The sequence below is a fragment of the Halanaerobium congolense genome (assembly GCF_004366375.1).
GTDB classification, from domain to species: domain Bacteria; phylum Bacillota; class Halanaerobiia; order Halanaerobiales; family Halanaerobiaceae; genus Halanaerobium; species Halanaerobium congolense.
The window spans coordinates 1-11770 of sequence record NZ_SOEF01000050.1 but is presented as its reverse complement, the minus strand read 5'-3'; the positions used below and the strand labels follow the sequence as shown (position 1 = coordinate 11770).

At 31.1% G+C, this 11770-nt stretch carries 12 protein-coding genes; 2 read left to right on the top strand and 10 right to left on the bottom strand.

Annotated elements, in window-relative coordinates; genetic code table 11:
- Positions 1-56 precede the first annotated feature (56 nt).
- Positions 57-275: a hypothetical protein gene (locus C7954_RS12645; protein ID WP_134060200.1), complete on the bottom strand. Its 219-nt coding sequence runs from the start codon at positions 273-275 to the stop codon at positions 57-59.
- A 239-nt stretch (positions 276-514) separates the two neighbouring features.
- On the opposite strand from C7954_RS12645, the gene C7954_RS12640 reads away from it, so the two are divergent.
- Positions 515-850 carry a hypothetical protein gene (locus C7954_RS12640; RefSeq protein WP_110301249.1) on the top strand — a complete coding sequence of 112 codons (336 nt, stop codon included), beginning with the start codon at positions 515-517 and terminating at the stop codon, positions 848-850.
- On the opposite strand, the gene C7954_RS12635 is transcribed toward C7954_RS12640, so the two are convergent.
- From C7954_RS12635 to C7954_RS12595, 9 genes are all read right to left on the bottom strand, one after another.
- Positions 828-1031, bottom strand: a complete 204-nt coding sequence (locus C7954_RS12635; protein ID WP_110301248.1) for a hypothetical protein — start codon at positions 1029-1031, stop codon at positions 828-830. The genes C7954_RS12640 and C7954_RS12635 overlap by 23 nt on opposite strands.
- Positions 1013-2824 carry a tetratricopeptide repeat protein gene (locus tag C7954_RS12630; protein ID WP_110301247.1) on the bottom strand — a complete coding sequence of 604 codons (1812 nt, stop codon included), beginning with the start codon at positions 2822-2824 and terminating at the stop codon, positions 1013-1015. Before C7954_RS12630 ends, C7954_RS12635 begins: the two co-directional genes overlap by 19 nt.
- Positions 2825-3090: 266 nt before the next feature.
- Positions 3091-5727, bottom strand: coding sequence for a S8 family peptidase (locus C7954_RS12625; protein ID WP_134060198.1), 2637 nt, complete (start codon positions 5725-5727; stop codon positions 3091-3093).
- 6 nt (positions 5728-5733) lie between these two features.
- Positions 5734-6756, bottom strand: a complete 1023-nt coding sequence (locus C7954_RS12620; protein ID WP_134060196.1) for an AAA family ATPase — start codon at positions 6754-6756, stop codon at positions 5734-5736.
- Positions 6757-6852: 96 nt separating this feature from the next.
- A complete protein-coding gene (locus C7954_RS12615) occupies positions 6853-7839 on the bottom strand; it encodes a bacteriophage abortive infection AbiH family protein (RefSeq protein ID WP_134060194.1) in 987 nt (328 codons plus the stop codon).
- A 297-nt stretch (positions 7840-8136) separates the two neighbouring features.
- Entirely contained in the window at positions 8137-8514 is a 378-nt protein-coding gene (locus C7954_RS12610; protein WP_134060192.1) for a hypothetical protein, read from the bottom strand.
- Positions 8515-8549: 35 nt separating this feature from the next.
- Positions 8550-9254, bottom strand: a complete 705-nt coding sequence (locus C7954_RS12605) for a coiled-coil domain-containing protein (RefSeq protein ID WP_134060190.1) — start codon at positions 9252-9254, stop codon at positions 8550-8552.
- A 21-nt stretch (positions 9255-9275) separates the two neighbouring features.
- A complete protein-coding gene (locus C7954_RS12600) occupies positions 9276-9644 on the bottom strand; it encodes a hypothetical protein (RefSeq protein WP_134060188.1) in 369 nt (122 codons plus the stop codon).
- Between the two features lie 251 nt (positions 9645-9895).
- Positions 9896-10846 (bottom strand): NAD-dependent epimerase/dehydratase family protein, encoded by a 951-nt coding sequence (locus C7954_RS12595; RefSeq protein ID WP_166667730.1) that lies wholly within the window; start codon positions 10844-10846, stop codon positions 9896-9898.
- 337 nt (positions 10847-11183) lie between these two features.
- Here C7954_RS12595 and C7954_RS12590 point away from each other — a divergent pair, with 337 nt between their 5' ends.
- Entirely contained in the window at positions 11184-11708 is a 525-nt protein-coding gene (locus C7954_RS12590; protein WP_134060184.1) for a DUF6431 domain-containing protein, read from the top strand.
- Positions 11709-11770: the final 62 nt, after the last annotated feature.

Below are 11770 nucleotides of genomic sequence, written 5' to 3'. Positions count from 1 at the left end.
AATTATACCAGAAACGGGGGTTTCATGCTATTTTTTTGCTAAATAATATTGAAATTTCAAGGTGCAAAAGCACTTTTACAAGTGCGAAGTTTGAGATTAATCGTAAAAAAGAAGGGATTTACAAGGATCTCACCGAAATAATTACATATAAGAGCTTTTGGAGAATATTTTGCTGGATCAATAGCTACAACTAATACCTTATCATAAGGTATATCACGTAGCTTTTCCTGCAGTTCAGTTCTCTTACTGGCCTTTATATGTTTGATTTTTCCCATTGATTAACACCTCCAAATATAATTGATGAGTGTTTCTTGTTAGGGTATTGTTTAATTTAGACAGACAATGGGAAAAGTCCTTTTTTCTTATCTATCAACATTATATAATACCAGGACATTTGTCCAGTCCTATTCTTACTAATTTTACATCTAGAGATTAGAACAATTTCTTCCGACTCCTTGCAAATTAATTTGCCCGCTATTATAATAGAATTACAGTAAGTGAAAGAGGTGGTTCTATGGATATAAATCTAGAAGATGTTTTTGAAATTTTCGAAGAACCAGAACACTCAAAAAATGTTTTGTTAAATTTTCAGGAAAAATATAATATTGATTCAGAAGAGCTCTATCTGTTCTATCAACAGGGCGGAATTAATTGTGAAGAATCACCTATTTCAGAAGAAGATTTTAAATCATTGATACACCATTTTATTATCTTTAAAGAAAATGGTGGTGATCCCTGGGAATTAAAAAAATCGGATATCTGGGAAGAAAATATTGCCTACCAGAACACGGAGAAAGACTACTCTCCTTGTTCTTTTTTTTCTTGTGTTATTTTATGTATAATTCATTAAATCCCATTGTCGGCTTCGGAATACAAATATAGGCTCTATCAGCCCCATTTTTGTGATCAAGTGCCTGCTTAATTACCTGTTTCCAGTACTTAAGTTTAAATTCAATAGAAACAATCTCATTTTTATGGATTATTAAAACCAGATCAATTGTTCGTTTTATAATTAATCGAATAAAACGCATGTATTAAAATAACCATAGACCTCTCTTAATTGAAACTTTATCCAATTCGAGTAGTTCCTAGGGTTTAGTTCTAAACTTTTAACTATATCAAAATATTCTGCTGCCTTTTCTACCTCTCCCTGGCTAAGATAATAATAAGACATTCTAATATAGTTAATATCAAAATAAGGTATGGTTTCTAATTCAGAAAGTGACTGATCAAGATTTTTAAGATGAAATAAGATTATTCTTCTAAATTTAGATTTATCTCCATATTCCGTATCCATCAACCCCAGAACTTCATCAACTAAATTCAGTTCTGTTTCAATTTCTTTTTCTCTTAAACCATTAACTCTACAGATATCTATTAAATCTAAAAACAGTCTATAAACCCTATCAAAATTATAAGGTTTGTGATTTGTAAGAACACCTATTTTATGCTGCAAAAATTCAAGCCGCTGCTGAACCTGGTAGTCTTCTAATGAATCTAAATATGTTTCTATATCAGCTACAGCTTCATTTTGTATATAAATTTTTACTTTTTCTTTCATCTTAATGGCATTTTCCAATTTAAATTTGGGCTGGATAGGCATCTTTCTTCTGCCGTAAAATCTTTTTAAGTTATTCTTATTTCGCATAAAAATATTAATTTCATGCAGCAGTAAAAATTTATCCGGCATGGAAAGCTTAAAATAATCATCAATATTTTTTGCGATTTGATCGGCAACCACCTGAGCATTCATCCCCGAATTATACATTAATCTTAATGTCGTAGCATTAAAAATCAGCAATTTTTGCTCATCCAACCCCTGTCTATTGCGAAAATAACTATCGATAAGAAACGACTTATAATCTGCCGGGCTTAAGTTATCTCTCGCTATCGCCAGCTGCAGCTTCATTTTTTCTTCTCTGCTAAATAGGCTGTCCTCTAAGAGGCTTAAATATTCGTCTTTGGTCTTTTCTAATAAATCATATTCACCTTGAGAACTATAAATCGTAATTAAATTATCAAAAATACCAACAATTAATGAAGCTTCATTACTTTTAACAGCATGTTTTTTCGCCTTTTTATAATAGCTTCTGGCATCAGTAAGGTTATTCTGCAGTCTCCTGATTCTCCCAAAATTATTATATAATTGCGCCTTCAGAGTATAATCTTCAGCTAGATCTGAGATGTAATCTTTGGCTTTTTGGAGTAGACTTAGGACTTTAGCAAGGTTTAAGTCTTTCTTTTCAACAATAAACGCCTTTAAATTATAATAAAAACCGAGTCTTTTTGGCTCTAATTGATCAAGATTCTTATTTATTTTATTCAAAATTAGATCTGCCTTATTATAGGCACCCATTTCAAAAAGAGATAGAGCTTTATTAAGTTTAATTCTCACAATTTCTTCATCTGATAGTTTGAGCTTATCTGTTTGCAAATAACATTTATAAGCTTTTGGATATTCACGCCGCTGCTCATGATAATCTGCTTTTAAACTAAGGTAGTCCAATTTTTCTTTTGTGTCTATTAAATACCAGGGAAAGTTACTGAACAAATCTGGATTATCCAGGGCTTTACCCTGGATAATAACCTCTTCCAGCTGATTTAATTTATATTTGCTGAATAATATTGTATTATCAATTGATTTATAAGCTATAACGGCAAAGATAATTGAAATCAAAAAATAAATAGCTGCAGTTTTTAAGGTGAAAAAATAAAAATAGTTCCAAAAGATGAGAATTAAAAGAGAAAAAACAATAAATCTAATTCTGCCTCTTGGGTGATTAAATTTAGTGAATACTGACTTTAAAAGTTTAAGTAACTCCATCAATTCACCTGCCTGATTAAATTATTATCTTTTAAATCATCCTTGAAATGATTCATAACTCTATTTTTAGCCTCTTTAAGATTTGATGAATCTAATTTCCATTTTTCTTCTGATCGAAGTTTATATTTACTTTTAATTATAGAATTTTCTTTTTTTATTATAGGAATTAAACTTTTAACAAATTCCTCTTCTTTCTCCGGATAATCAGAAATATGTTCCCAATAACATACCCTTATATTTTACTCGAATTAATTATCAAAATTTATTTAAACATTAGCTTCAAGTTCAGGTTTTACCTCTACTTCCTGGTCTATTCGCTCCTTAATCTCATTATACATTTTCACTTCTTCTTTTTTATGTTCCAAAGTAATCACAACAGAATAATTTTCTTCATCAGTAGTTTCAATAAATTCAGCACTATTAGTAATCCACTTATCCTGAGATACCACTATCAAATAATAGCAGTTTCCATATTCCTTAGGAGTTCTTTTAATCTCAAAAGTTGCCTTCTGCAAAGTACTATTTTTAATAACCCCTGTCTTAGGACAAAAGCTGCACCTTTCTCCACCAAGATCAGTAATATTTTCACTTTTATCATCATTAGCAGCTCTTTCTAAAGTTTCTTCTAGATCAATCCCCCTGACAAGTTCAAAATCCATTATATAACCGGCATAATCTTTCCTGGTATGTCTGACCGGAGGTGAAAAAGCAAGCGATACAGTTATTTTTCGCAGTCCAGTTTTAGAAATAAAATCTTCAGGTATAGGTATTTTATAAACATCAAATCTATCCATCTTTATAGAGTTTTCTGCCCAGAGAGTTACTTTAGTCTCCGAAGATTTTAAGGCTCTATCAATATCAGGAAAACCATAACCACTGGTTCTTAATAAAAAGTCATCATATTCCGCTTTTACTCCAGGCACAGCCGTGATTAATCTTTTAGTTTCTTCATCTAATTTTCCTGATTTCAATAATTTATTCTTATTTTGGGTATTTAAAAATCTTTTATCTAAAATTGAAGTAATTAGTTCAATTAATTCCTCATCATCAGTATTTTCTTTTAGTTGAGATAGTCTTGCTAAAATAACACTCTGCATTTCCTGCATATAATTTTCTATACCCTCAGTAACTTCCAGAGGATAATCAGCAGAATTAGCAAGCAGAGCCCGTACTGTATTGTTTTTAAAATCTTTATTGTAATTTAATATTTTTGCTGCCAAATTACTAATATATGGGGTAGAAAAACTGGTGCCACTAGCACAAGAAAATAATTTTCCATCATCAAAAAAATTATTATTTAAAGATGGTATTCCACTTTGATAGTCATTAGAAATAAGTTTATTAGTTCGTGCATGATAATACATATTGCCACCATAAGCAACGAGATCTGGTTTAACTGTGTCATTAAATCCAGGCCCGGTTCTAGTAAATGCAGATGGTTCATTTTCTTTAGATATCCTTAATCGATCTATTCCTTTTTCCTTTTGAGAATGATCCATAAATCCCCTGCTTGTTCTTAATTCTGTATTTATTGAACCGACGCTAATACAGTTTACTGCAGTTGCGGGATTTAATAGGCCGGCTTCTTCTGTATATAAATAAAAAGGAAAGTTCTTTTTAATTTGCTCTCCTTCTAAGCCAAAATCTTGATTAAAATGTTTTTCATTAATATTACCCGTAGAAATTACAATAATTAAGTTTCTCTTGCGAGCCAAATTATCAAGAATATGAGCCCAACGGCTTTGATACTGCTGGCCTAAAAAATAATGATTCGGATCTCCCAAAGAAAGATTGAAAATTCTGCAATTAAAATTTTCATGATAGTATTTTATAGCTTCTTCAATTTGTTTTATATACAGCTTATCATCTGGTCCAAGATTAGAATTTGAATCAGTAACCCTGGCGCTTAATAATCGGACTGAGGGTTTGAATAATCCATTTTCTATCGATTCTTCCAGGTCACCATAAACAGCAATCCCTGCTACCATTGTTCCATGACCATGTTCATCAATATCATCATCCAAATCTTCTCTAAATACTTTACTATCAACTAAAGCATTTCGAATTAGAGGGTGTTCAGGTACTATTCCACTATCAATTACACACACTGCTGGAGAATCTGCTTCTACTTCTACTGGATTCAACTTATCAAGATCAAGATCCAATTTCTGATGAAATTCAGACATTAATTTAGGAGGAATGTCAATCTGACAAACTCTCTCTTCTTCCAGCAATTCTTTCAATCTAGCACCAGTTGCCTTAACTCTTAATAAATGAATGCTGTCACCAATATAAAAATCAGTGATTTTTCCTTCGTCTCCCAATATCTTTTTAATATTTTCCTGATCTTTAAGGCATTCAGCTCTGGTGTCACTAAACCATAAATCTACATCTAAAAAATATGTCGTATCGTCTTCGATATCCACATCTTTTAATTTAAAACCTTTTCTATCTTCAGCATTTAACCGACTTAATGATAAAATATTAGCGAAAAAATTATTATGTTTAGGATTACCTTTAGAAGTTAAATCATCGCTGTGAAACTTTTCCCATTTTTGATAAAAAGTTTTTAGTCTCTCCTGATCACTAAATACTACCTGAGCATTATTTTCAGATGCTAAATCCCCCAGGAAATCACAGCCGAACCGTGCAAGATCTTTTTCAGAAACATTTTGCTTAAATTTTATCTTAAAAATTAATTTAGGATCGATTCCTTGCTCAGATGCTTTTTGATTAATTTCCTCAGTTAGACTCCCTAACTCTTTTTTTATTTTATCAGCATGTTTTTTCTTGTTTTTCACATTTATAGACGGAAATCCTCTATCAGGTTTATATCTTCCACCCTTATCATGACTTATATCTACTATCTTTAAATTCTCATAAGGATATTTTTCTGCAGCCACTTATTTTCACCCCTGTGAATTAATTTTGGCATAAACTCTTTTTCGCCGCTTTTCATCTTTTAAAGAATTTAGTAAAATATTGTTTGTTAAAACTGACTTATCATTTAAAATACAGTAGCGCATTGCTTCTTTAGCAATTCTTTCTATCTCAGCATAAGACATACCAATAAATTTACCTGCGATTTTATCTAAGTCTAAATCAGATTTAAAGATGTTAACTTTTTTTCGGATAGTTTCCTTAATTTTGTTTTTATCAGGTTTATCAAAAAACATTATTTCATCAAATCTTCTCCAAATAGCATTATCTAATAAATGCTGATGATTAGTGGCTGCAATAAGTAGTGTATTTATTTTAAAATTATCAAGCATCTGCAGAAAGGTATTAACCGACCGTTTTAATTCTCCGTGTTCATTTTTATCATCTCTATTTTTAGCAATTGTGTCAAATTCATCAAAAAATATAACCCATTTATCCTGACTTGCATACTTAAATATTTTTCTTAAATTAGAAGCTGTTTCTCCTAAATAAGAAGATATTAGTGAGTCCATGTGAATATATAGTAAAGGAAGATTTAATTCTTTTGCTATAGCCTTTGCAGTTAAAGTTTTACCACAACCCGGTGGTCCACAAAATAGTAATCTTCTTTTAGCATCAATATTATATCTTTTTAGTTTGTTTGCACTAAAATACTCATTTAAAACTCTATTTATTACCTGCTCATTTTCTTCAGATAAAATAACATCTTCTAAATAATTTTTGGGATTAATAATTGAAATTAGATCAGAGCCGTCTTTTTGATCCCGGGGAAAATTTACAAAATAATTATCAGTTGAAGTATTAGAATAATTAGTTAACGGAGAGTTATTCTCATCAAACGAATTTATTACCTTCTGAAGAGAATTAGCAAGATTATTATGTGACTTAGATTTTTCATCCTCAACTATTTTTTCTGCAACTTTTTTAAATGCCTGATAATCATTCTTATTAAAAGCTTTTAATAAATCTTTGACAAATTCGCCTTTTGGCATTGTTTTTCCCCCTTTCTTGTTCTTATTATATAGTATTAGTTACTGATTTAAAAGAATAATTTGAGTTAAATAGCAGCTATGCAATTATACTCTTAATTATGTCCTAAAAATCTTTACCTTAGAAATCGAAATATTCATCTCTGACACAAATTGCTTTATTCGTTTCAAGTCTCCAGAACTATACCAGCTGATATGCCAATTCATGGCTGCAGCATTCTGATTATGCTTAATTATTTCTCTAAAGTAGGGATAGTCCACCTGTGAAAGAGAGTGGCCTATAACAACTACATTTTCTATGTACCTGAACTTCTCAAATTTATCTTTATTGTCTTTAATCACATCATCTGATTTCTTGGTGGTAGCATCATAATATTCAATCAAACCATAACCTGCTGTTTCACGTAAATCATATTCTGTTTGATTTTTTATTTTTGAAGACTTTCTACCAAATTTCCCTGTATTATCTTTTCTTTGAAATTCAGATTCAGGTGCATGTCCTAGAACTAGTTTTTTGTTTTTGTCTCTCCTATCTCCATGAATATACCAGATATTCTTTCTAGGTATTCCGTATATTGCCTCTAAAAATTCAGTGTAATTGAAATTTATAAATTTAGATTTATTGCTTAAAATATCTATAAGAGGTTTTGCAGAATTGGATATTTTTAAAGTAGTTACCCATTCCTTAAATTGCTTCTGCAACTCCCTCATAATTGTTTGTGCAGGTTCAATAGCAGCCTCAGCCGCCGTAAAAAAATCTGCTGCAGAAAAATCATCATCAAATTGATCCTTCACATCAAAGATATCCATCATATCATTGGTTGTCCCTAGCATAGCATCATCATCTATATAAGCAAGACTTTCTTCAAAATCTGCCCACAAATCATCTCTTTTGATGTAATTCTCCAGGACATTTCTAAGTCTATTATTCTTTCCCAGAAAATCTCTGAAATTATAATAACTTGATGGAACGTTATGCATCAAATCAAATCCATTACCTATAATAAAAAGTGAAGTATTAGGGTTTATCAAAGATATTTCTGACTTTTTTATCTGATTAAATGGTAGATCTGTATTCTCTGCCACAGTTTCCCCCTCTTTTCCAATATAGCATGATCTAATATTAATAAAATGGACTATTATAATGTTTATAAATACTTTCTAGTTCTGATCTGCTGAAAGTATTGATGGCGGTAGTTTTAACAATTGAATAAAATCTTTCATCTTCCACCTTCCTTTGATATATCTTTAAAATATCATCTGTTATTAGTAATTCACGCTAATTTTATTATAATACATTTGTTCGTAAGTTTCAATTTTAATTTTACTCCTGGAATTATCCGAAATTACAAAATGCTAATACCTAAAGTAGCCGACTAAAATTTATGAAATCCCCCAGCTCCTCACCCCGGGCCCATCCTCATCATAAATCTCAAAATAATAGCCCACAGCAGAAAGAAAGCGAAACTTCTTTAACAGCAGCCGGTAAAACTTATCATCATGAGTCGAAAGCACCAGCTGTTTATTTAAGTCTCCACCCTCCATCGAACAGCTCCGCAGCACATCAATAAAAGAAATAATATTTAAGTCATCCATACTCTGCATTGGATCATCAAGCAGAATAGTATTTAATTTTGTGCACTGCTGTCTTAAAGCCATAGATAGAAAAATACTGATTGCAACTATATTAACCTGAGCCTTACTGAAAGTAAAAGCTGGATTGACAATTGTTTTTCCACTTTTGTTTTTACATTCTATCAAAAGAGAATTACTTCCCTGACGGCTGACAGTAGTCTTTAGATTGATCTGCCTGAAAAAAGGATGAGGATATAAATGCGCTTGAAAATCTTATTTATAAATTCCTCCTGTTCCTTAAGAATCTGATCATTTAGATCTGCAACTACATCCCGTACAGCCAGTTTAAGTTTTTCCGCTCTCTCCAATCCTCTTTTGATTTTTTCTCTTTCAGCTGCAGCTTTTTTAAATTCATTCTCTACCTCTTTTAACTGTTTTCTCACTTTGTTTTGCTGCAGCAATTCCTGCTGTTTTTCCAGTTCTGATTCCAGATTCTTGATTCTTGATTGAGCCCGTTTACAATCTGCCAGCATATTTTTACTTTCTCTTTCTCGCTGCATAATTTCCAGATAACAGGAATCAGCCTTCAGATTATATTTATTAAACTCAGCTGCCAGGCTATCTTTTCTTTCCAGAAGCTCAGATATAGCTTTTTTTAGCCCTTCAGTATTTTTGATCTCCAGGAATGAATTATTGATCATTAAATTTTTCAGTCTCTTGATTCTCCTCGCTAAATTATCTTTTAACTCCCGCTCCTCGATCTGATAGTGGTCAATAATTCTAACTGCATTCTGATTTAAGTAATCCAGCTCATTTAACTTACTCCGCAGCAGCTTAATCTCATTTTCTACTTTTAAAATTCTATCCTTAGTCACTGACATTTTTATAGTAAAGCTTTCTTTTTCAGCCTCTAGTTCAGAAACCATTTTATCTACAGCCTCAGCAAACTAATCACTCAACTCCTGCAGTTCGGCCTTTATTGTGTCTTCTTTTTGGTTCTCCAGAAAGAGTTTCTTTTTTAATTCTTTTACCTTTTTACTGCCCTGAGTCAGCTTCCTTTCTATTTTCCCCAGCAGAGCTTCCCTCTCATGAGAATCACCACAGACAGGACAGTCTACTTCTCTCAGATAAGGATCACCAGTTTCTTTGAGGTAGGAAAGTGATTTTTCTAAAATATCAAAGATATCATCATTAAAATTATTTATTTGATAGAGTCTATCCCGCAGACTATCTATATTTCGTTTGGTATCTGCCAGCCTGTCTTCGAGAGCAAAAGCCTCATTTTGAAAATAGCTCTGCCTGAGTTTAAATTCCATAAAACTCTTAGTTTTTAAACTTATTGTTACAATTACTGATTCAATATTTAAGATTTTATCAGAAAGATCTCTTTTTTCTTCACTTTGAGCTTTAATAAAATCCAGCCAGAAAGTGAGTTCTCTTTCTTTTATTTTAATAAGTTATATTTATTGGTCAGTATAACTCCCCTTGCATTTTAGTGAAAGTTTTCTCAAATTTATTTAAAAATATAAATATAAACCTATAGATTTTATATCCATAGGGTGAAAAATTACTGTCTATAGTATTCTTTTGCATCTTCCAGTCCTTCTTTAAAGCTGTATCCAGGTTTAAAATCTAATTCTTGCAACATCTTACTATTATCAACTGTAGTAGTTGTTGAAAGAGTTTCCAGCTTATTAAATACCGGCAGAGCAAATGGCAGCTTTTTATAAAGATTAATTAATATCTCTGGTGCTTTAATTTTTAAAACTTTCTGTTCAAATACTGCTGTTATTGTATCCAGTATTTCAGAGTATTTATAATCTCCTTCAGAAACATTATAGATTTCTCCATAAGTACTTTTATTATTTAAAATCTTAGTTATTAGTGCTGCTGCATCTTTTACATAAATAATTGATTTTTGATTATTACCCTGACCTACCATTGGTAATAGACCTTTGTAAGCAAAGTTAATTAACTTTTTATAATTACCCCTGTCATATTTACCATATAAGGTTGCCAGGCGGAGAATTGTTAATGGTAATGCATTATTATTATATAAGTCTACACCTGTCTTTTCGGCTAAGTATTTGCTTTCTGCATAAGGATTATTTTCATAATTCAGGCTTGAATTTTCTCTTACCTCAATAAATTCTTTACCATAAAGAGAAATGGTACTGATAAATATAAAATGAGAAATATTTTTTTTTAAAGCTAATTGATATAAATACTTTGTTGCTTCTGTATTAATCTGAAAAAATTCTTCCTTTTCTGCATCTGTTTTAGCTTTGGTATGTACTTTAGCTGCCAGATGAATAATTATATCCAGTTCAAAATCAAGATTTAATATTTGATCTTCATCTAAGATGTTTGTATTTAAAAAATGAATATTATTCTGCTCTTTTAAATCATTTAATCTATCAAAGTTTAAATCAAGTAAATAAAGTTCATTATTATCTTTTAGCATTTCTACTAAATGATAGCCCAGACTACCATTTGCTCCTGTTATTAATATTTTCATTGGAAAATCCCCTCGCAAATATTTTTAGTTAGGAAAATACGTTTCAATTTAACTTAATTATACTTTAATAAACCTGTCATTTCAATAGAATTGAGAAATTCAGAAGTTTTACTGTTGGCGTCCTTACAGTGACATCTATAAAAAATCCCTGCTTTTCTGCCGGAGCTTTTCCGCAGCATCCTACTATCATAATTTATGAAAGTATTTGGTTTACTGTTATCTATCAAATTAATACATTAGAAAATAATAAATATTAATCAAAATAAATTAAAACAGGCACTTCCCTTTCCTAAAATAATCTGATAAAATATTATCAGAATATTTAGGATGTGATCAGATGCAAATCATTCATGACTTTAAAATACCTGTCAAAAAATATTCTGAGCTCGGCCAGAATAATAATTTTCCTCACCCTGAAGAATGTCCTCACTGCCATGATAAACTACATAAACATGGATTTTACCACCGCTATGTAATTACAATCGATGGTAAATGCTTCTGGATACTAATCAGAAGATACAAATGCCAGCACTGTGGCAAAACTGTTTCCATTCTTCCAGCCTTTCTCTTCCCTAAATTTCAAAGATCTCTCAATTATATTATCTGCTGTATGAAAGAATATCTGCTGCAGAAAAAACTCATACTCTACAAACAGGCAGTATATTTTTATCTGCACAGGTTTACCTACAATATTCCTGGTTTAATTGCTTTTTTCAGAGACAAATACCACTCACTGATCCCCTTTAAATTATCAAGAATAAAAAAAGCCACAAAACTAATTAAAATGATTTGGAGCTCGGACGCTCAGATACTCTCAAAAGAGTATCATGATCACTTTAATCAATGTTTTATGGCACTTTAATTGTACCATAAAGATTAAAGTTTTGGAACTATTTTTTTAAACACAAAAGCTTTCACTAGAAA

Excerpts from the sequence above, each read along its gene's own strand:
- C7954_RS12635 (WP_110301248.1), bottom strand. The coding sequence starts at position 1,031 with ATGCGTTTTATTCGATTAATTATAAAACGAACAATTGATCTGGTTTTA.
- C7954_RS12590 (WP_134060184.1), top strand. The coding sequence starts at position 11,184 with ATGCAAATCATTCATGACTTTAAAATACCTGTCAAAAAATATTCTGAG.
- C7954_RS12645 (WP_134060200.1), bottom strand. The coding sequence starts at position 275 with ATGGGAAAAATCAAACATATAAAGGCCAGTAAGAGAACTGAACTGCAG.
- C7954_RS12620 (WP_134060196.1), bottom strand. The coding sequence starts at position 6,756 with ATGCCAAAAGGCGAATTTGTCAAAGATTTATTAAAAGCTTTTAATAAG.
- C7954_RS12640 (WP_110301249.1), top strand. The coding sequence starts at position 515 with ATGGATATAAATCTAGAAGATGTTTTTGAAATTTTCGAAGAACCAGAA.
- C7954_RS12600 (WP_134060188.1), bottom strand. The coding sequence starts at position 9,644 with ATGGAATTTAAACTCAGGCAGAGCTATTTTCAAAATGAGGCTTTTGCT.
- C7954_RS12630 (WP_110301247.1), bottom strand. The coding sequence starts at position 2,824 with ATGGAGTTACTTAAACTTTTAAAGTCAGTATTCACTAAATTTAATCAC.
- C7954_RS12605 (WP_134060190.1), bottom strand. The coding sequence starts at position 9,254 with ATGGTTTCTGAACTAGAGGCTGAAAAAGAAAGCTTTACTATAAAAATG.
- C7954_RS12595 (WP_166667730.1), bottom strand. The coding sequence starts at position 10,846 with ATGAAAATATTAATAACAGGAGCAAATGGTAGTCTGGGCTATCATTTA.